This window comes from Brachybacterium sp. AOP24-D1-21, from assembly GCF_052378665.1.
In the GTDB taxonomy this organism is placed as follows: Bacteria; Actinomycetota; Actinomycetes; order Actinomycetales; family Dermabacteraceae; genus Brachybacterium.
Map to the genome: position 1 here is coordinate 519,018 of NZ_JBQSXX010000002.1, position 20,155 is coordinate 539,172.

The window sequence follows — 20,155 nt, forward strand, 5'->3', positions numbered from 1 at the left end:
ACCGCTGATCACGGCATAGAACTGTGAACCAGACGAGAGCTGATCGACCACCCGGGCCGCCATGGCGTCGTCCATCGCCGTACGCACGGTGGCCGCACCGCGAGTGGACTCGATCTGGCATGACCATCCAGGCCGTCCTCGACGGTCGAACGAATCTGGGAGATCGAGCTGAACACCGCAGACCTCAGTCCCGCACTCTATGCAGAGGACTCCTTCTTCCATATCCCCACGCTGGGGGAGTTCTTCCCGGAGGCGCTCCTCTTCGAGGGGACCTGGTTCGAGTTCAACCGCGTCCAGCTGGTGCGGCTCATCGTCCTCGCCGTCGTGCTGATCGCCATGTGCATCATCGCCTCGCGGGCCAAGCTCGTTCCCGGACGCGTCCAGAGCGTCGTCGAGCTCGTGATCGACTTCGTGAACAACAACATCATCGCGAACACGCTGGGCCTCAAGGATGGCAAGCGTTTCGCCCCGATGCTGATCACGATGTTCTTCTTCATCCTCTCGATGAACCTGGCCGGTGTGATCCCCGGCCTGAACCTCGCCGGCACCTCGGTGATCGGGCTGCCTCTGCTGCTGGCCCTGTGGACCTTCGTCACCTACGTCGGCGCCGGCATCAAGAAGCATGGCTTCCTGGGCTACCTGAAGTCCGAGACCATGCCCCCCGGCATCCCGTGGCCGATCTACATCCTGCTGATCCCGATCGAGCTGCTGCAGGTCGTCGTGATCCGCTGGGCATCGCTCACCATCCGACTGCTCGCGAACATGGTCGCCGGACACATGATGATCGTCGTGTTCATCGGCATGACCCACGCGCTGCTGTTCTCGGGAGACTGGCTGATCGCGATCAGCCCCTTCGCCGGAGCGATGGCCATCGGCATCTACGGCTTCGAGATCTTCGTCGGCGCACTGCAGGCCTTCATCTTCACGATGCTGACCGCCGTGTACATCCAGCTCGCGACCTCCGACGAGCACTGACCCCCGCCACGGCGGGCGGCCTCGCGGCCACCGCCGAGCGGTGCTTTCCCGCCTGACCCCCAAGAACCTGATCGTCGCCCCCACGCGGCACAACGAAAGGAAACCCCCATGGAGCCCACGATCCTCGCTGAGGTGTCCGGCAACATTGCGACCATCGGCTACGGCCTCGCCGCCATCGGCCCGGGCATCGGCCTCGGCATCCTGGTCGGCAAGACCGCTGAGGCTCAGGCTCGTCAGCCCGAGATGCGCTCGCAGCTGCAGACCACGATGCTGATCGGCGTCGCCTTCACCGAGATCCTCGCGCTGCTGGCGATCGTCACCGGCCTGATCTTCTGAGGCGGAGCAGATGATTCTGGCAGAAGCAGGGGGAGGAGTCCCCGGCTGGCGGCTGCTCATCCCGCTCCCGCAGGAGATCGCCTGGTCGGCGATCTTCCTGCTGATCTTCGTGCTCGTCTTCATGAAGTTCGTGCTCCCGCGCATGAACGCCGTGCTGGACGAACGCTCGGAGAAAATCGAGGGCGGCATCCGCAACGCGGAGAAGGTCCAGGAGCAGGTCGACCAGCTCAAGAGCGATCAGGAGCAGGAGCTCGCTGCCGCTCGGCAGGAGGCCGCTTCGATCCGCGAGAAGGCCCGCGCCGACGGTCAGAAGATCGTCGACGAGGCCCGTACCCGTGCCGACGCCGAGAACGAGCGCGTGCTCGCCAACGGCCGTCAGCAGCTGAGTGCCGAGCGGATCGCCGCCTCGACCGAGCTGCGCGGGGAGGTCGGATCGCTCGCAAGCGATCTGGCGTCCAAGATCGTCGGCGAGTCACTCACCGACGATGAGCGCTCCCGCCGTGTGATCGACCGGTTCCTGGACGACCTCGAGTCGAGCCAGACCACCACCCGATAAGGAACCGTGATGCGAGGAACCTCCTCCACCTCCTTCGCCGAGGTGCTCCGGCAGGCCGAAGCCGCTTTCGCAGGCGGCAACGGTGCACTGGAGTCCGAAGCCCAGGAGCTGTTCTCGGTGGCAGATGCCATCGACTCCAGCAACCAGCTCGTGCGCACGCTCTCCGACCCCGGCCGACCGGCCGCGGTCAAGGAGGCCACCGTGCGTGCGCTGCTGAACAGCCGGGTCAGCCCGCAGAGCCTCGAGCTGACGCTCGAGATCGTGCAGCGGCGCTGGTCCGAGCAGGAGGACATCCTCGACGCTCTCGAGCTGCTCGGCGTCTCGGCGCTGCTTGCCCAGGCGCAGTCCGAGGGCGTGCTCGAGCAGGTCGAAGGAGAGCTGTTCGAGATCTCCCGGCTGATCGACGACAGCGGTGATCTCACTGCGGCGCTCGACGGCTCTCGGGAGGATCCCGCGCAGCGCGCCACCATCCTGCGCTCGCTGCTGGAGGGTCGCACCCACCGGCTCGCTCTCGCCCTCGCGGCCAGAGCTGTCGGACGTCGCACCGCGACCAAGCCGGCCCGGCGGGTCGAGGAGTTCGCACGCTTCGCCTCCGATCGTCGTCGGCGCGTCTTCGCTGCAGTATCGAGCGCGGTGCCCCTGAACGAGGCACAGCAGTCCCGACTCGGCGCGGTCCTCGCCGGGATCTACGGCCGCGGGGTTCAGATGAACCTCCAGGTCGACCCTGATGTCGTGGGCGGTCTCCGGATCCAGGTCGGCGACGACCTCTACGACGCCACCGTGCTGGCCCGGCTCTCCCGAGCCCGGTCGCAGCTGGTGGCCTGACTTAGTCCCGACGCCCCGGCGTCCCCAGCACTTTGTGAAGACCATCCCCCCCCCAGCGGGGAGACCGAGAGGAAGCGAAGCACCAGATGGCGGAGCTCACGATCAGCCCGGAGGAGATCCGGAACGCCCTGGACACTGCGGTGTCCACCTATCAGGCAGGCGCCACCGAGCGCGAGGAGATCGGCCGCGTCAGCGAAGCCGCCGATGGCATCGCGCGTGTCGAGGGCCTGCCGAACGTCATGGCGAACGAGCTCGTCCGCTTCGAGGACGGCACCCTCGGCCTCGCGCTGAACCTCGAGCTGCGCGAGATCGGTGTCGTCGTGCTCGGCGAGTTCACCGGCATCGAGGAGGGCCAGCAGGTGCGTCGCACCGGCCAGGTCCTCTCCGTGCCCGTCGGTGACGGCTACCTCGGCCGCGTGGTCGACCCGGTCGGCACCCCGATCGACGGCCTCGGCGAGATCGAGACCGTGGGCCGTCGCGCCCTCGAGCTCCAGGCTCCCGGCGTCATGCAGCGCAAGGCCGTCAAGGAGCCCATGCAGACGGGCCTCAAGGCGATCGATGCGATGACCCCGATCGGCCGTGGCCAGCGTCAGCTGATCATCGGTGACCGGCAGACCGGCAAGACCGCCATCGGGATCGACACGATCCTGAACCAGAAGGCGAACTGGGAGTCGGGCGATCCGGACAAGCAGGTGCGCTGCATCTACGTCGCCATCGGCCAGAAGGGCTCGACCATCGCCTCGGTGCGCGCGACGCTCGAGGAGAACGGCGCGATGGAGTACACCACCATCGTCGCCGCCCCGGCCTCCGACCCCGCGGGCTTCAAGTACATCGCTCCCTACACCGGTTCGGCCATCGGCCAGCACTGGATGTACGAGGGCAAGCACGTCCTCATCATCTTCGATGACCTCTCGAAGCAGGCCGAGGCGTACCGCGCTGTGTCGCTGCTGCTGCGCCGCCCGCCGGGCCGTGAGGCTTACCCGGGTGACGTCTTCTACCTGCACTCGCGCCTGCTCGAGCGCTGTGCGAAGCTCTCGGACGAGATGGGCGGCGGCTCGATGACCGGCCTGCCGATCATCGAGACCAAGGCGAATGACGTCTCGGCGTACATCCCGACCAACGTCATCTCGATCACCGACGGCCAGTGCTTCCTGCAGTCGGACCTGTTCAACTCGAACCAGCGCCCTGCGGTCGACGTCGGCATCTCGGTGTCCCGCGTCGGCGGCTCCGCCCAGACCAAGGCCATGAAGTCGGTCTCGGGCACGCTGAAGATCGACCTCGCCCAGTACCGGGACCTCGAGGCTTTCGCGATGTTCGCCTCGGATCTCGACGCCGCCTCGAAGCAGCAGCTGAGCCGCGGCGCCCGTCTCATGGAGCTGCTCAAGCAGTCCCAGTACTCGCCGTTCCCGATGGAGGAGCAGGTCGTCTCGATCTGGGCCGGCACCAAGGGCAAGTTCGACGACCTCGAGGTCGAGGACGTGCGCGAGTTCGAGGGTCAGCTGCTCGAGCATCTCCGCCACAACGGCGGCGTGCTCGAGGCGATCCGCAGCACCGGCAAGTTCGAGTCCGCCACCGAAGAGGAGCTCTCGAGCATTCTCGACCAGGTCAAGCAGGACTACCTCGCCGGCAAGGGCGACGGTGCGGTGCGCAACGACGAGAGCGGCCGACTCGCAGCCGATCAGATCGAGCAGGAGAAGATCGTCCGCGGCTGATGCGAGCTGCCGCCGCCTCTGAGGAGGCGGCGGCATCCGCCGGACGCATCCACCCCGCACGAGGAGAGACATGGGAGCCCAGCAGAGGGTTTACAAGCAGAAGATCCGTTCAGCCCAAGGGATGAAGAAGATCTTCAAGGCCAAGGAGATGGTCGCCGCGTCGCGCATCGCCAAGGCCCACGCCCGGGTGTTGGCGACGACGCCGTACGCCGATGCGCTCACGCGCGCCATCGGCTCGGTGGCCACCCACTCCGATGAGATCACGCACCCGTTCCTGGACAGCGAGCGCCAGCAGACGGGCCGTGCGGGAATCCTGATGATCACGGCGGACCGCGGCATGACCGGTCCGTACTCGCACAACGTGATCCGGGCGGCGGAGCAGCTCGCGAACACGCTCCGCGACGAGGGCAAGGAACCGGTGATGTACGTCGTCGGCCGCAAGGGCGAGTCGTACTACCGCTTCCGAAATCGTCGCCCGCATCGCGCGTGGACTCCGTACAAGGAGAACGAGCTGCCGAATCTCGGTCGGGAGATCGCGGGAGTCCTCACCGGGGATCTCCTCAGCGAGGACCCGGCCGTGCACCTCGACGAGCTGTATGTCGTGGGCACCCAGTTCAAGACCCGGTTCGTCCAGGACACCAAGTCCATCCGGATGGTGCCGATGGGTCTTGTGGCGCCCGGGGCAGTCGAGTCTCGACCGGCGTTCCCGCTGTACGAGTTCGCTCCCGACGCCGACACCGTCGTCGCGGAGCTGATGCCGCGATACGTCGAGTCGAGGATCATCAACATCCTGCTGCAGGCGATGGCTTCGGAGCACGCTTCCACGCAGCGCGCCATGAAGTCCGCTACCGACAACGCGGAGACCCAGATCCGAAAGTTCACCCGACTGGCGAACTCCGCCCGTCAGGCGGAGATCACCCAGGAGATCACGGAGATCGTCGGCGGCGCCGACGCCCTCTCGGGATCTGGCCGCACCGAACGCTGAGACCCTGGCCGACAGCGCCCCGCGCGTCGGCCCGACATGGAGAGAACGCACATGACCACCACCGCCCCCGTTCCGACCGCGACCGCCACCGGGCGCGTCGCCCGCGTCACCGGCGCCGTCGTCGACATCGAGTTCCCCCCGGGGAACATCCCGAACCTCTACAACGCGCTGACCATCGAGATCTCGGCGGAAGGCTCGGGCCTCGAGGCCTCGACCCTGACGCTCGAGACCGCCCAGCACCTGGGCGACGGCATGATCCGTGCGATCGCTCTGAAGCCGACCGATGGCCTCGTGCGCGGTCAGGCCGTGACCGACACCGGCGCCCCGATCTCCGTGCCCGTGGGCGATGCGACGCTCGGTACGGTCTTCGACGTGGTCGGGAACCCGCTGAACAAGCCGGCTTCCGAGCTCGAGATCTCCGAGCGCTGGCCGATCCACCGCAAGGCACCGAACTTCGACCAGCTCGAATCGGCGACCACGATGTTCGAGACCGGCATCAAGTCGATCGACCTGCTCACCCCCTACGTGCAGGGCGGAAAGATCGGCCTGTTCGGCGGCGCGGGCGTCGGCAAGACGGTCCTCATCCAGGAGATGATCTACCGCGTGGCGAACAACCACGACGGCGTCTCCGTCTTCGCCGGCGTGGGCGAGCGCACCCGTGAGGGCTGGGACCTCATCGAGGAGATGACCGAATCCGGCGTCATCGAGAAGACGGCCCTCGTCTTCGGCCAGATGGACGAGCCGCCGGGCACCCGCCTGCGCGTCGCGCTCTCGGCACTGACCATGGCGGAGTACTTCCGCGATGTGCAGAGCCAGGACGTGCTGCTGTTCATCGACAACATCTTCCGCTTCACCCAGGCGGGCTCCGAGGTCTCGACCCTGCTGGGCCGTATGCCCTCTGCAGTGGGCTACCAGCCCAACCTGGCCGACGAGATGGGTGTGCTCCAGGAGCGCATCACCTCGACCCGCGGCCACTCGATCACCTCGATGCAGGCGATCTACGTCCCGGCCGACGACTACACCGACCCGGCTCCGGCGACCACCTTCGCCCACCTCGACGCCACCACCGAGCTCTCGCGTGAGATCGCCTCGCGCGGCCTCTACCCGGCGATCGATCCGCTGACCTCGACCTCGCGGATCCTCGACCCGCGCTACGTGGGCCAGGACCACTACGACACCGCGGTGCGCGTGAAGCAGATCCTCCAGCGCAACAAGGAGCTGCAGGACATCATCGCTATGCTCGGCGTCGATGAGCTGTCCGAGGAGGACAAGGTCATCGTCTCGCGTGCGCGCCGCATCCAGCAGTTCCTCTCCCAGAACACGCACCTCGCGAAGCAGTTCACCGGCGTCGACGGCTCGGACGTCCCGCTGCGCGACACCATCGAGGGTTTCCGCGGCATCTGCGACGGCGAGTTCGACCACATCACCGAGTCCGCCTTCTTCAACGTCGGCGGGATCGACATGGTGCTCGAGAACCAGCACCGCATCGACAAGGAGCTCGGCGCGTGAGTGCGCTCGACGTCACCTTCGTCACCGCGGACCGGACCGTCTGGACCGGAGAGGCCGCGCAGGTCGTCGTGCCTGCCGTGGACGGCTCGATGGGCATCCTGCCCCAGATGCAGCCCACCCTGGCGATCCTCGGCACCGGCACGGTGCGGATCATCGACCAGGACGGCCACGTCGAGCAGCTTGCCGTGGACGGCGGCTTCGTCTCGGTCGACTCCGATGTCGTGACCATCGGCGTGGACGACGCGACGAGCGTTCCGTCGCAGGACTCCCGGTTCTGATCCGCGCCCTCCGACCATGACAGAGCTGAGCATCCCGATCCTCCTGCTGGGGGTCGGGATGCTCGTCGTCGTGGCCGCGTTGCTCGTGGTGCTGCGCCAGGTGCTGGTCTCTCGCCGCCGAGGTGCCTTCGAGTGCACGCTGCGGCGCCGGGGGCTGGTGGGCGGCACCAGCTGGCAGCACGGCCTGATGCGCTTCGGCAACGACCGGCTGCGCTGGTTCCGGGCCTTCTCGCTGCGGGTGCGCCCCGAGGTGGTGATCCGCCGGATCGACATCCTGGACGTCTCGCGGCGTCGCCTCCCGTCCCCGATCGAGGGCGGGGAGGACTCCTATCTCCTCGAGTTCGACCTGCGCGGCGGGCGTGAGGTCAGCGCGATCGTGGACCTGGTCTCCGGGGCGGCGCTGAACTCCTGGCTCGAGGCCGCGCCGACGGGGATGGTCCTCGGCGACGCCGACTGAGACCCTCACCCCATCATGCGGCTCTGGAGCCCCAAGGCCTTAGCACGCGAGCTCCCTAAGGCTCGCCAGAGGCCCAGAGGCCCAGAGCCTCAGAGCAGAGGTTCAGAGCCTCAGACGCTCAGAGCCTCAGACGCTCACGGTCTCGCCGCTACGCAGCACGGTCATGGGCCTCAGCTGCGCATCTGCCAGCACCACATCGGCACGGCGGCCTGCGGCCAGCATCCCGATCCGATCCTGCATGCCGAGCACCGTGGCCGGCACTGTGGAGGCCGCACGCACGGCGCGGACCAGGTCCACCCCGGCTTCGGTGACCGCGAAGCGGACCACGTCGAGCAGATGCGCAGTGCCACCGGCGATCGACGTGCCGCCGGTGAGGGTCGCCACCCCCGCATCGACCGTGACGTCGAGCGCGCCGAGCCGGTACTGGCCGTCCGGCATCCCGGCCGCCGCCATCGCGTCGGTCACCAATGCCACGCTGTCCTCGTGAGCGATCGTGAAGACGTGGGCCACGGTGCGGGCATCGAGGTGGACGCCATCCGCGATCACCTCGACCACCAGCTCCCCGCGCGCGGCGGCATCCAGAGCGGCGAGTGCGGGGCCGGGATCCCGATGATGGATCGGACGCATTCCGTTGAACAGATGGGTCGCGGTGGGCAGCGCGGAACGACCGTGCTCCCGCCGCAGCTCGGTGCGGGAGAGTTCGATCGCCCGTGTCATCTGGGCGCTGCTGCCGTCGGTGTGACCGAGCGAGGGGAGTGCCCCGACCTCGGCCAGCGCCTCGATCACCGCGTCGGCGTCTTCTGCTTCCGGGGCCACCGTCATGGTGACGAGAGCGCCGCCGGCGATCTGGGCGAGCTCGCGGACCAGATCGGCATCGCCGCCGGTGATGTGCTCGGGATTCTGGGCCCCGCGCCGGGCGACGGAGATGAACGGGCCCTCGAGATGGATCGCCGCGATCTCGCCGTCGGCGGCGAGCTGGGCGAGATCCGCGACGCGAGAGCGCAGCGTCTGCGCATCGGCGGTCACCAGAGAGGCGACCAGGCTGGTCGTGCCATGTCGACGATGCTCGTGCACCGCAGTGAGCAGCTCGCGAGGATCACTCGCATCGGGGAACGACGCCCCGCCACCGCCGTGGCAGTGCAGGTCCACCAGCCCGGGAAGGATGATGCCGTCGTGGGAGAGGACCTTCGTCGCCCCATGCCACGGAGCCAGTGCGGCGGGCCCGGCCCAGAGGATGTCGCCTCCTCCGATCAGCACCAGCGCGTCCGGCACCAGCCCCTGCTCGAGCACGGCAGTTCCGCGCAGGACCAGATCGGCGGTGAGTGCGGGGGACCGCTCAGGCTCGGACGTGCTCATGGTCGCTCCTGGTCAGGCGGTGGATGCCGACGGCGCCATCGGATCAGGCGCGACGGTCAGAACAGTGACGGTCGAAACAGCGACGGTCGAAACAGCGACGGTCGAAACAGCGACGGTCAGAACAGAGACTGCCAGAACAGAGGCAGTCAGAACAGACGGGATTCGGCGTCGTCGATGCCGCGCAGCGCGTCATAGTCGAGGGTCACGCAGTCGATGCCGCGGTCACCGGCGAGCACCCGGGCCTGCGGCTTGATCGCCTGGGCGGCGAAGATGCCGCGCACGGGAGCCAGCAGCGGGTCACGATTGAGCAGCTCGAGATAGCGAGTGAGCTGCTCGACGCCGTCGATCTCGCCCCGTCGCTTGATCTCGATCGCGACAGAGCCGCCGTCCTGGTCGCGGGCGAGGATGTCCACCGGGCCGATCGCGGTGAAGTACTCGCGGCGCACCAGGGACCAGCCCGTGCCCAGGGTCTCGATGTTGTCCGCCAGCAGAGCCTGGAGATGGGCTTCGACCCCGTCCTTCTGCAGGCCGGGATCCACGCCGAGCTCATGGGAGGAGTCCTCGAAGACCTCGTGGAGCCGCACCCGCAACCGGTCGCCCGTCTTCCCGTGGACCACGTCCCACTGCTCGAACCAGCCGCCCTCGGGATCGTCGGCAGCCTCCTCGTCGCTGCGACGCGTGGTCGACAGCGTGCAGGGAGGGCTCATCCAGTTCAGGGGCTTGTAGCTTCCCCCATCGGAATGGATGAGGACGCTGCCATCGGCTTTGATGATCAGCAGCCGAGGGGCCAGCGGGAGATGGGCGGTGAGCCGACCGGTGTAGTCGACAGAGCAACGGGCAACGACGAGACGCACCCATCCAGGGTACGTCACCGGCCGTGGCGGTCTGGTCCCGGGCCGGAGGATGAGAGTTCGATGAGACGTTCATGAGAAGGGCTTTACCCAGGTGCAGATGCTCACTAGGGCCTGGTCTGGGATCCGCGCCGCTCGTATCGTGAACAGGTCCCCGCACCGGTCCCGATCCCGGGCCACCCCGAAGGAGCTTCCTACCGTGCAACGACCCCTGGCAGTCCTGTTGATCCTCATCGGAATCATCGGACTCGTGCTGGGCCGCCTGGGGGAGACCACCTGGGCGCCCGAGACCGAGACCACCGCGACGGTCGCCCTGGACGATCCCGGCTCTGCCGTGGTGATCGACCCGGGTGTGCTCTATGTGGGCGGCGAGGAGGGGAAGGTCGTCATCGAAGGCGCCTCTGACGTCTCGGTGATCACCGCCGCGAACGGCGACATCGATGCCTACCTCGAAGACGTCCGCTACACCCGGATCACCGGCGCCGACGACTGGACCACCCTGAGCACCCTGGAGGTCAACCCCGAGGGTGCCGCGGAGCTGACCGATCCCACCACGTCTGACCTCTGGCGGTCCGTGGAGACGAAGCCGAGTCCCTACACGATCGATGTCGCGGACTTCTGGGCGGGCGAGAACGGAGAGAACGCGCAGGCCTATCGGCCACTGCTGATCGTCACCGACGGCACCGCCCCCGGCGCGGACAAGGTCTCCATCACCTGGCCCGTCGACGCCGAGAACGAATGGGTGCCCTTCGCCTACGCCGGTGGCGCCGCGATCGCCGTGATCGGACTGGTGCTGCTGGTGGTCTCGATCGGCGGCCGCCGACGCGATGAGGACGAGGACTGGAGCGTCGAGGACGGGGAGCCCGGCGTCGCGGACCAGGCCGCTCCGGCCCTGGCCGGTGCCGCAGCCGGCGGGAGCGAAGCTGTTGCGACCGTCGATGAGTCCGACGCCGACGAGCCCGACGTCGATTCCGCGGACCTCACCTCCGCTGACGCCGCACCTGCTGACGCCGCACCTGCTGATGGCGCGGCCGCTGGCGCCGCACCCGCTGACGACGTGGCTGCAGGCACCGAGACCGCCGGTACGGATCCGGTGCCGGAGGAGAGCGTCTGGTCGCTCGGAACGCCCGGCACGCCCGGCACCGAGGACGACGACTCGGATCCTGCCGGACCGGTCCGGCTCTTCGGCGATGACGAGGAGCGCCGATGAGCCGCCACGACCTGCCCTACCCTGCATCGAAGGACACCACCATGAACAGCCGATCCGTCGGTCGCCGCGGCCTCTTCCTCGGTGCCGGAACCCTCATGGCGAGCGGACTCCTCGCCGCCTGCACGGCCGAGCTCGCACCGCCGGAGGCCCCGCCCACCGGCGAGCCGCGAGAGGAGCCCGCTCCGGTCCAGACCACGGAGCAGTTCGCGACCATCGTGCCCGAGGTCAATGCCGCAGTGGTCGCCGCCGATGAGGCGCGGGACGCGGCGCTGCTCGCCCCGCGTGTCTCCGGATCCGCCGCCGAGTTTCGCACTGCCGCCTACGCCATGATCGCCAAGGCAGAGGAGTGGGCCGAGGACCTCAAGGTCCCCGGCACCGAACTGATCGTCCCGATGACCTCCGTGACCGCAGAGTTCCCCCGGGTCGCGATCGCGCTGGTCCAGGACTCGGTGGCGGAGGACGGGGTCCCGTACTTCATGGCGCTGCAGCAGGCCGATGCGAAATCGCCCTACAGCTCCTGGGGCTGGGCTCAGCAGGCCGTGGGGATCGAGATGCCCGTGGTCGCCAACGAGCTGATCGGTGCGGAGCAGGTCACCGCGGACACCGAAGGCCTGGTGATGACTCCGGCCGAGGCGCTCGCGCTCTACGCCAAGGTGCTCACCGGCGGCGATGCCGACGACGCCGAGGACCTGCTCGCTCCCAACCCTTTCCAGGCCGGCACCCATGAGCGCATCCAGACCGAGCGCTCCGAGCTCAACGCCGGGGTCGAGTGGGACGAGGCTGCGACCGTGCGGGAGAGCTACACCGTCAAGGACGGCGAGCTGCTCGGGCTGCGCACCGATGACGGCGGGGCGATCGTGATGGGCACGCTGATGTCCACCCGGAAGGTCACCATCAAGGACGGCGCCACGATGCGCTACGCCGAGGACAACAAGTACACCAAGGTGATCGGGAAGAAGGAGTTCACCTCCGAGTACATCCGCGAGTACGGCACCCATGTCGCGCTCTACATCCCGTCTCAGGACGCAGGTGGACAGGTCCAGCCGATCGGCGCCACGCAGACCGCGCTGAATGCCAGCGGGAAGTGACCGGGCAGGCTCAGCGCATGCCCGGCACGACTCCCTAGACTGGGTCCGTCCTGCAGTCGTCGAAGGAGTACACCTGTGACCGATCCGTACGGAATCATCGATCTGGCAGCGCTGAAGCAGCCCGCCGGAGGCGCCGCCTCCGCCGGCGCAGCACCCGGTGCCGGCACCCCGTCGGCGCACGAGGTCGCTGTCACCGAGCAGGGTCTCGAACAGCTGATCACGGACTCCCAGCAGGTGCCCACCCTGCTGCTGGTGACCAGCTCGCGGGTCCCCGAGGGAGAGCAGTTCCTCGCCTCTCTGCGCCGTTCGGTCGACGGGCGGGGCGGGGCGATCAGGCTCGCGCTCGTCGACGCCGACACCCAGCAGCGGGTCGCCACCGCGCTGCGCGTCGAGCAGCTTCCCACCCTGCTGCTGCTGATCATGGGCCAGATCCAGCCGATCGTGCAGGCCGTGCTCCCGGATGCAGAGATCGACAATCTCCTCGCCCAGGTGCTCGAAGTGGCCCGCCAGCAGGGCATGGATATCCCCGCCGGCGACGGCGCGCAAGAGGCTCCCGCCGAAGAGCCGCTGCCGCCGCTGATCGCCGAGGCCTATGCGGCGATCGAGCGTGGCGATCTCGACGCGGCCGTGGCCGCTTACCAGAAGCAGCTGCAGGAAGCGCCGGCAGATGCTGAGGCGAAGGCCGGCCTGGCGATGGTGAACCTGATGCGGCGCACTCAGGGCACCGAGCTCGCCGCAGCCCGGGAAGCATCTGCGCAGCGCCCCACCGATCTGGGAGCCCAGCTGCTGACCGCGGATCTCGACATGCTCGGTGGTCATGTGGAGGACGCCTTCGCGCGTCTGCTGGACCTGTTGCGCGGCGCCGATCAGGAGACCAAGGACATCGTGCGGACACGTCTGCTGGAGCTGTTCGAGGTGGCGGGTGCAGAGGACCCGCGGGTGGCGCCGGCACGCAAGCGCATGGCGAACCTGCTGTTCTGACAGGTCCCTTCTGACAGGTCTCTTCTGACAGGTCTGTTCTGACATGCCCGGCCCCACGCGATGCGCGGCCCGTTCCCTCGGGGGAGCGGGCCGCGCATCGTCCATCTGCAGTCAGCCGGGGCGGACCTGGCGGAGTGATCCGGCGGTGTGACCCGGCGGTGCGCGGTCAGCCCGCCCGCAGCCGTTCGGGGACCAGCACCACCGCGCCCAGCGGCGGCACCGACAGCCGCACCGAGTAGTCGCGGCCATGCTGCGGCAGCGGCTCCGCGTGCACCCGGCCGAGGTTCCCCACGCCGCCGCCGCCGTAGACCGGAGCGTCGGTGTTCAGCACCTCGAGCCAGCTCCCGCCCTCGGGCAACGGGATCCGGTACTCGTGCCAGGGCTCCGCCGAGAGGTTCAGGACCACCACCACCGGATCGCCGGCCTGATCGCGACGCACGAAGGACAGCGAGTTGTGGCTCGCATCGTCACCGATCAGCCATTCGAAGCCGCCCGGGTCCTGGTCGCGCTCGTAGAAGGCGGGGAACTCCGCCTGGAGGGCGTTGAGATCCTTCACCAGCTGCTGGACACCCCGGTGCAACGGGTACTCCAACAGCCACCAGGGCAGTCCGGCCTGCTCCGACCACTCGGTGCCCTGGGCGAACTCGATGCCCATGAACACCAGCTGCTTGCCCGGATGCGACCACTGGAAGGCAAGATAGGCGCGCAGGTTCGCCGCCTGCTGCCAGTCATCGCCCGGGGCCTTGCGCAGCAGCGACCCCTTGCCATGCACGACCTCGTCATGGCTCAGCGGGAGCACGAAGTTCTCGGAGTACTGGTAGACCATCGAGAAGGTCAGCTCGCCGTGGTGGTACTGGCGATGCACGGGATCCTGCCCGAGGTACTCGAGGGTGTCGTGCATCCAGCCCATGTTCCACTTGAACCCGAAGCCGAGCCCGCCGGTGTCGGTGGGGCGGGTGACACCGGGGAAGGAGGTGGACTCCTCGGCGATCATCATGATGCCCGGGGCCCGCTTGTAGGCGGTGGCGGTGGTCTCCTGGAGGAAGGCGATGTTCTCGAGATCCTCACGGCCGCCGTGGTGGTTGGGCAGCCACTGCCCTTCCTCACGGGAGTAGTCCCGGTACAGCATCGAGGCGACGGCATCGACCCGCAGGCCGTCGACATGGAACTCCTCGAGCCAGTAGCACGCATTGGCGACCAGGAAGTTGCGCACCTCATTGCGGCCGGTGTCGAACACGTAGGTGCCCCAGTCCGGATGCTCCCCGCGACGTGGATCGGCATGCTCGTACAGCGGTGTGCCGTCGAAACGGCCCAGCGCCCACTCGTCCTTCGGGAAGTGCGCCGGGACCCAGTCCAGGATCACGCCGATGCCGGCTCCATGGAGGGTGTCGATCAGATGGCGCAGCTCATCAGGCGTGCCCAGCCGTGAGGTGGGGGCGTAGTACCCGGTCACCTGGTATCCCCAGGAGCCTCCGAAGGGATGCTCGGCCACCGGCATGAACTCGACATGGGTGAAGCCCATGTCGCGCACATAGTCGGTCAGCTCGACGGCCAGCTCCCGATAGCCCAGGCCCGGCCTCCAGCTGGCCAGATGCACCTCGTAGATGGACATCCGCGAGGCGACCGCATCATGGGCGGCGCGCTCGGCCAGCCAGTGCTCGTCGGTCCACTCGAAGCTGCTGGTGGTGATCACGGAGCCGGTGGCCGGTGGCACCTCCGCGAAGCGGGCCATCGGGTCCGCCTTGTCGCGCCAGGTCCCGTCGGCGCCGAGGATCCGATACTTGTACGTCTCGCCGTCGCCGGCACCGGGGATGAAGATCTCCCACACCCCGGCCGAGCCCAGCGAACGCATCGCGTGCATCCGACCATCCCAGCCGTTGAACGAGCCCACCACCTGCACGGCGCGCGCGTTCGGGGCCCAGACGGTGAAGGAGGTTCCCGCGATCGTGTCCGGGCCCTCCTCGACGGTGCGCACATGCGAGCCCAGCGCGCGCCACAGCTCCTCGTGGCGACCCTCCTGGATGAGGTGCAGATCCAGTTCGCCGATGGTCGGCAGGAAGCGATACGGCTCCTCGACGTCCACCGCGGCGGTGCCCTCGGACCAGGTCACCCGGATCCGGTAGGAGGGCAGCTCGGGCAGCGGCAGGGTCGCCACCCAGATGCCGTCGTACTCGTGCTCCATGGCGTGGACGGCGCCGTCCGGGAGCAGCACCGAGACCTCGTGCGCGAGCGGCTTGAGGGTGCGCACAGTGGTCGCCCCCTCGTACTCGTGGGCACCGAGCACCGAGTGGGGCTCGTGGTAGCTGCCGGTCGCGGTGGCGCCCAGCTCATGCTCACCCAGCGGCATCACCGGCGTGGAGCGGGAACCCTGAGTGGGGAGGGACGCCGCTCCCGCATCAGGGGGCGTCGGCGTCGCAGCGCGGGCGGGAGTGTCAGCGCGGGCGGGAGTGTCGGACATGTCAGCTCTCCTCGGGGTGGATGATCCGCAGGACGTGCGCGGGACGGTCTTCGGCGCTCAGGATCACGTAGGGATCGCGTCCCCAGCGGAACCGTTCACCGGTCAGCAGATCTTCGACCTCGAAGCTCTCGCCCACCCCGAGCGCATCGAGATCCAGGCTCAGAGTGGTCCAGGCATCGCGGTCGTGCGCGGTCAGCGAGACCACCAGCACTGTGTCCGGGGCACCGGTCCCGCTGCCTGCGGCGTCGAGGTGCTTGGAAAAGACCAGCACCTGTTCGTCGTCGGCCTCATGGAAGCGGATCGTGGTGAGGGTCTGCAGCGAGGGGTGCTCGCGGCGGATCCGGTTCAGGGTCCCCAGCAGCGGCTCGAGGCTCTCGCCCCGGGCCAGCGCGCCGGCGTAGTCGCGCGGCTTGAACTCGTACTTCTCGTTGTCGATCTGCTCCTGGGCGCCGGGCCGGGGGACGTCCTCCACGAGCTCATAGCCGCTGTAGATGCCCCAGGTCGGGACCAGCGTCGCGGCCAGGATGGCGCGCAGCACGAAGGCCCGCCGACCGCCCTCGCTCATGAACGGGGTGAGGATGTCATGCGTGGTGGGCCAGAAGCTCGGCCGCATGAAGGGGGCGGTCTCGACCAGCTCCTCGAGGTACTCGCGCAGCTCTTCGGCGCTCTCGCGCCAGGTGTAGTAGGTGTAGCTCTGATGGAAGCCGACCTTGCCCAGGGTGTGCATCATGGTCGGCCGGGTGAAGGCCTCAGCCAGGAAGATGACCTCGGGATGCGTCTGGGCGAACTCGGCCAGGAGCTCTTCCCAGAAGCGCACCGGTTTGGTGTGGGGGTTGTCGACCCGGAACAGCGTCACCCCGTGCGCCACCCACAGCTCGAGCATGTCGCGGATCGCGGCGTAGAGACCCTCGTAGTCGGTGTCGAAGCTGAGCGGGTAGATGTCCTGGTACTTCTTCGGCGGGTTCTCGGCATAGGCGATCGTGCCGTCCGCCTGCACCGTGAACCACTCAGGATGCTCCTTCACCCAGGGATGATCCGGGGAGCACTGCAGTGCGATGTCCATCGCGACCTCGAGGTCGAGCTCCTTCGCCCGGGAGACGAAGGCGTCGAAGTCCTCCATGGTGCCCAGCTCAGGGTGGAGCGCATCATGCCCGCCCTCCGCAGCACCGATCGCGTAGGGGGAGCCCGGGTCTCCGGGCAGCGGGTCGAGGGTGTTGTTGCGGCCCTTGCGGAAGGTCGAGCCGATCGGGTGGATCGGCGTCAGGTAGGCGACGTCGAAGCCCATCTCGGCGATCCGGTCCAGGGACTCGGCCGCGGTGCGGAAGGTGCCGGAGGTCCAGCCGTGCTCGGGGTCGAAGCGGGCTCCCTCCGAGCGGGGGAAGAACTCGTACCAGGAGCCGTACAGGGCCCGACGGCGCTGGACCTCGAGCGGGAACGGTCCCGCGACGGTCACCCCCTCGCGCAGCGGACGCTCCGTGAGGATGCCGCGCAGATCTGCGGCGAGCGCCGGGGCGACTCGCGCGGAGGCCGGCAGACCGGGGGAGCGCAGGCTCTCGAGGGCGGCGCGGAGCAGCGGGCCGTCGGCGGCCGGCCGGATCCCGCCGTCGATCTCGGCGAGCACCCGCTTCAGCACCAGCGCGCCCTCGGCGCAGACCAGGTCGACGTCCATCTCCGCGGGGATCTTCACCTCGGCGATGTGCGCCCAGGTGCTGTACGGCGCGGAGAACGACTCGATCCGGAAGTTCCAGCGGCCGGTCTGATCGGGGCGGATGGTGGTCTCCCAGAGGTCCAGCCCGGGCTCGACGGGATCGAGCGCGCGCCGCTGCTCCTCACCGTCGGGGGAGACCAGCACCAGCTGCACGCCCATCGCATCGTGCCCCTCGCGGAACGTGTTGGCGCTGACCGTGACGGTCTCGCCCTCGACGCAGCGTGCCGGGTACCTCCCGCCGTCGACGACGGGTTGCACCGCCATGATCGGGATACGGCCGATGCCGGCGTCCAGCCCCGTGCGGTCAGTGGTCTCGGACATGGCCTCTCCTGCCTGAGCTCTCGTCCTTGACGAGGTGCTCTGCGACGGTCGCGGTGACGGTCCTCACGATAGCCGCTCGGGCGTCCCCTCTGCGCCGTCGGGGCTGATCCCGATGACCACCACGCTGCCGGGCTCCACCATGACGCTCCGCTCCACCAGCGGTGTGAGCGGAAGACCCTCGGGGGTCTCCAGGGCGGTGTCCAGGAGGATCCGTGCGGTGCCCTGCGGCCAGGGAGCCCTGGGGAGCTGCAGGCGGACTCTCTCGGCCTCGGTGGAGAGGACCACGAGCAGGTGCTCGGAGCCTTCACGGCCCGGGATCGCCGGCCGCAGCATGGCCAGCAGGTGCTGGGAGGGGTCCATCCACTCCTCGTGGGCGATGGGCAGGCCCTCGGCGCTGAACCAGGCGACCTGCCCGGCATCGAGCGCGGCCGGATCGGCGGAGCGCAGGAAGTGCGGCGTCCGCAGCTGCGGATGCTCGCCGCGCAGCTGCAGCAGCCGGGTGACGGTCTCGCGCAGCTGATCGCCGCGGCGGCTGCGGCTCCAGTTCATCCAGGAGATCTCGTTGTCCTGGCAGTAGGCGTTGTTGTTCCCCTGCTGGGTGCGGAAGCACTCGTCCCCGGCGGTGAGCATCGGGGTGCCCGAGGCCAGCAGCAGGGTGGCCAGGATGCTGCGGGCGGTACGACGTCGCGCGTCCTCGACCGCCGCCGTGCCTTCGAGGCTCGCCTCGACCTCCCCTTCATGCCCGTGATGGAAGGAGCGGTTGTCGGAGGTGCCGTCGCGGTTGTCCTCGCCGTTGGCCTCGTTGCGCTTGGTCTCGTACACGGTGAGGTCCCGCAGCGTGAAGCCGTCATGAGCGGTGACGTAGTTGATCGACGCCCAAGGGGAGCGGAGACTGCGCCCGGCGGGGAGCTCGAGCGGATCCTGCCCGGTGAGCAGGTCGGAAGAGCCGGCCATGCGGGTGGCGAGATCGCGGATGCCGCCGATCGCCTCGTTGCCCGAGCGTTCACGCATCGCCCGGTCGGAGAGCCAGAAGGCGCGCACGTCGTCGCGGAAGGCGTCGTTCCACTCGGTGAAGGGGGCCGGGAAGTTCCCGGTCTGCCAGCCGCCGGTGCCCACGTCCCAGGGCTCGGCGATGAGCTTGACGCCGCGCAGCACGGGATCGGTGAGGATCGCGCGCAGCAGCGGATGATCGGGGCTGAAGCCGCGATCGTCCCTGCCCAGCGTGGCGGCAAGATCGAAGCGGAAGCCGTCCACGTGGACCTCCTGCACCCAGTAGCGCAGGGAGGCGAGGATCAGGTCCATCACGTGCCGTGACCGGGGGTCCAGGGTTCCGCCGGTGCCGGTGACGTCGAAGAAGGTGCCGTGGTCTATCCAGTAGTACTCGAGGTTGTCCAGTCCGCGCAGCGAGAGTGCCGGCCCGTCGGCGCCGCCTTCGGCGGTGTGGTTGTAGACCACGTCGAGGACGACCTCGAATCCCGCCGCATGCAGGTTCCGCACCATGGTCTTGACCTCGTCGAGCACCGCCTGGGCACCCGCGTGCTGCGCCGCCGGGGTGGCGAGGGCGGGGTCCGGGGAGAAGTACGACAGGGTCGAGTAGCCCCAGTAGTTGGTCAGACCCAGCCGGGTCAGGTGGGGCTCATCCATCGCCGCGTGGATGGGGAGCAGCTCCACGGTGGTCACTCCGAGGCTGCGGAGGTAGCTGGTCACTGCGGGATGGCCCAGCCCGGCGTAGGTGCCGCGCTGCTCGGGTGGGAGCTCGGGATGCAGCTGGGTGAACCCCTTGACGTGGAGCTCGTAGAGCACAGTGGAGTCCCAGTCCACCATCGGGCGCAGGTCGTTCTGCCAGTCGAAGGCATCGGCGACGACCACGGACCAGATGGCGTTGTCGCCGCTGTCGACCTCGCTGCGGATCGGGCGGTCGCCCACCCGGTCGAGCATCGCATCGACCTCGAAGGGGAAGAACGAGCTCAGCAGCGACGAGGAGTGCGAGACCCCGCGGGCCCAGGGGTCCAACAGGAGCTTTCGAGGGTTGCACAGCAGCCCGGCGCCGGGATCCCAGGGCCCATCGACGCGGAGCCCGTAGCGGGTGCCGGGCGTCATCCCGCTGACCCGGTCCCAGCGCAGACCTCCGTCGAAGTGCCGCAGCCGCTGACGGTGCTCGGTGGAGCCCTGGCGGATGCAGAGGTCGATCGACTCCGCACGGGGCGCTGCGACGGCGAAGGTGCCCCGGCCCTGCGCGTCCACCATCAGCCCCGGTGAGGTGGGGGCGACAGGGGGAGTCGCGCGGTCGAAATGGTCTGCTAGCACCAGGGCATTCTCCCATCACCGCCGCGCGCGCCGTGACCGGCTCGCATGCTGGGCGACCGGTGCCGCTAGGATCGGCGAGGTGATCCGTGATCCGCTTCTCGCGGCCGACGGGTCATCAGCACGGCCACGACCGGTCCGGCCTCCGGCCTCCTCGGGGGAGGAGCAGGGCATCGGCGTCGTGCCACCGAGCACGAGCAGCATCAGTCGCACGAGTCGAACGCATGACGGGGGAACCGCAGCGC

17 protein-coding genes are annotated in these 20,155 nt (G+C 68.6%); 12 read left to right on the forward strand and 5 right to left on the reverse strand.

Features of this window, described 5'->3' with window-relative positions; translation table 11 throughout:
• The first annotated feature begins 231 nt into the window (after positions 1 to 231).
• The 9 genes from atpB (at position 232) to ACT3UF_RS17090 (ending at position 7,633) form a co-directional block, all read left to right on the forward strand.
• Complete coding sequence (atpB, locus tag ACT3UF_RS17050; RefSeq protein WP_441444813.1) at positions 232 to 975, forward strand: F0F1 ATP synthase subunit A; 744 nt, start codon at positions 232 to 234, stop codon at positions 973 to 975.
• A gap of 108 nt (positions 976 to 1,083) precedes the next feature.
• Positions 1,084 to 1,311 carry an ATP synthase F0 subunit C gene (atpE, locus tag ACT3UF_RS17055; protein WP_087485484.1) on the forward strand — a complete coding sequence of 76 codons (228 nt, stop codon included), beginning with the start codon at positions 1,084 to 1,086 and terminating at the stop codon, positions 1,309 to 1,311.
• 10 nt (positions 1,312 to 1,321) lie between these two features.
• Complete coding sequence (locus ACT3UF_RS17060; RefSeq protein WP_442332094.1) at positions 1,322 to 1,867, forward strand: F0F1 ATP synthase subunit B; 546 nt, start codon at positions 1,322 to 1,324, stop codon at positions 1,865 to 1,867.
• A gap of 9 nt (positions 1,868 to 1,876) precedes the next feature.
• Positions 1,877 to 2,692, forward strand: coding sequence for a F0F1 ATP synthase subunit delta (locus ACT3UF_RS17065; protein ID WP_444502104.1), 816 nt, complete (start codon positions 1,877 to 1,879; stop codon positions 2,690 to 2,692).
• A gap of 86 nt (positions 2,693 to 2,778) precedes the next feature.
• Positions 2,779 to 4,404 carry a F0F1 ATP synthase subunit alpha gene (gene atpA, locus ACT3UF_RS17070; protein WP_442332093.1) on the forward strand — a complete coding sequence of 542 codons (1,626 nt, stop codon included), beginning with the start codon at positions 2,779 to 2,781 and terminating at the stop codon, positions 4,402 to 4,404.
• Between the two features lie 70 nt (positions 4,405 to 4,474).
• Positions 4,475 to 5,389 carry a F0F1 ATP synthase subunit gamma gene (locus ACT3UF_RS17075; protein ID WP_442332092.1) on the forward strand — a complete coding sequence of 305 codons (915 nt, stop codon included), beginning with the start codon at positions 4,475 to 4,477 and terminating at the stop codon, positions 5,387 to 5,389.
• A 51-nt stretch (positions 5,390 to 5,440) separates the two neighbouring features.
• A complete protein-coding gene (gene atpD, locus ACT3UF_RS17080; protein WP_441444781.1) occupies positions 5,441 to 6,898 on the forward strand; it encodes a F0F1 ATP synthase subunit beta in 1,458 nt (485 codons plus the stop codon).
• Complete coding sequence (locus ACT3UF_RS17085; RefSeq protein WP_441444782.1) at positions 6,895 to 7,176, forward strand: F0F1 ATP synthase subunit epsilon; 282 nt, start codon at positions 6,895 to 6,897, stop codon at positions 7,174 to 7,176. The genes atpD and ACT3UF_RS17085 overlap by 4 nt, the downstream gene beginning before the upstream one ends.
• Before the next feature lie 16 nt (positions 7,177 to 7,192).
• A complete protein-coding gene (locus ACT3UF_RS17090) occupies positions 7,193 to 7,633 on the forward strand; it encodes a DUF2550 family protein (RefSeq protein ID WP_441444783.1) in 441 nt (146 codons plus the stop codon).
• Positions 7,634 to 7,759: 126 nt separating this feature from the next.
• Here the strand turns inward: ACT3UF_RS17090 and ACT3UF_RS17095 are convergent, their stop codons facing one another.
• Both ACT3UF_RS17095 and nucS read right to left on the reverse strand, forming a co-directional pair.
• A complete protein-coding gene (locus ACT3UF_RS17095; protein WP_442332091.1) occupies positions 7,760 to 8,989 on the reverse strand; it encodes an N-acetylglucosamine-6-phosphate deacetylase in 1,230 nt (409 codons plus the stop codon).
• Positions 8,990 to 9,135: 146 nt separating this feature from the next.
• Positions 9,136 to 9,843, reverse strand: coding sequence for an endonuclease NucS (gene nucS, locus ACT3UF_RS17100; protein WP_441444785.1), 708 nt, complete (start codon positions 9,841 to 9,843; stop codon positions 9,136 to 9,138).
• Positions 9,844 to 10,039: 196 nt separating this feature from the next.
• On the opposite strand from nucS, the gene ACT3UF_RS17105 reads away from it, so the two are divergent.
• The 3 genes from ACT3UF_RS17105 to ACT3UF_RS17115 all read left to right on the forward strand — a co-directional run bounded on the left by ACT3UF_RS17105 (position 10,040) and on the right by ACT3UF_RS17115 (position 13,119).
• Complete coding sequence (locus ACT3UF_RS17105; RefSeq protein WP_441444786.1) at positions 10,040 to 11,050, forward strand: hypothetical protein; 1,011 nt, start codon at positions 10,040 to 10,042, stop codon at positions 11,048 to 11,050.
• Entirely contained in the window at positions 11,047 to 12,138 is a 1,092-nt protein-coding gene (locus tag ACT3UF_RS17110) for a hypothetical protein (protein ID WP_441444787.1), read from the forward strand. The genes ACT3UF_RS17105 and ACT3UF_RS17110 overlap by 4 nt, the downstream gene beginning before the upstream one ends.
• 75 nt (positions 12,139 to 12,213) lie before the next feature.
• Positions 12,214 to 13,119, forward strand: a complete 906-nt coding sequence (locus tag ACT3UF_RS17115; RefSeq protein ID WP_441444788.1) for a tetratricopeptide repeat protein — start codon at positions 12,214 to 12,216, stop codon at positions 13,117 to 13,119.
• 166 nt (positions 13,120 to 13,285) lie between these two features.
• Here the strand turns inward: ACT3UF_RS17115 and glgB are convergent, their stop codons facing one another.
• From glgB to glgX, 3 genes are all read right to left on the reverse strand, one after another.
• Positions 13,286 to 15,577, reverse strand: a complete 2,292-nt coding sequence (gene glgB, locus ACT3UF_RS17120; RefSeq protein ID WP_444502105.1) for a 1,4-alpha-glucan branching protein GlgB — start codon at positions 15,575 to 15,577, stop codon at positions 13,286 to 13,288.
• 1 nt (position 15,578) lies between these two features.
• A complete protein-coding gene (locus tag ACT3UF_RS17125; protein ID WP_444502106.1) occupies positions 15,579 to 17,606 on the reverse strand; it encodes a maltotransferase domain-containing protein in 2,028 nt (675 codons plus the stop codon).
• 63 nt (positions 17,607 to 17,669) lie between these two features.
• Positions 17,670 to 19,913, reverse strand: coding sequence for a glycogen debranching protein GlgX (gene glgX, locus ACT3UF_RS17130; RefSeq protein WP_444608444.1), 2,244 nt, complete (start codon positions 19,911 to 19,913; stop codon positions 17,670 to 17,672).
• Between the last annotated feature and the right edge of the window lie 242 nt (positions 19,914 to 20,155).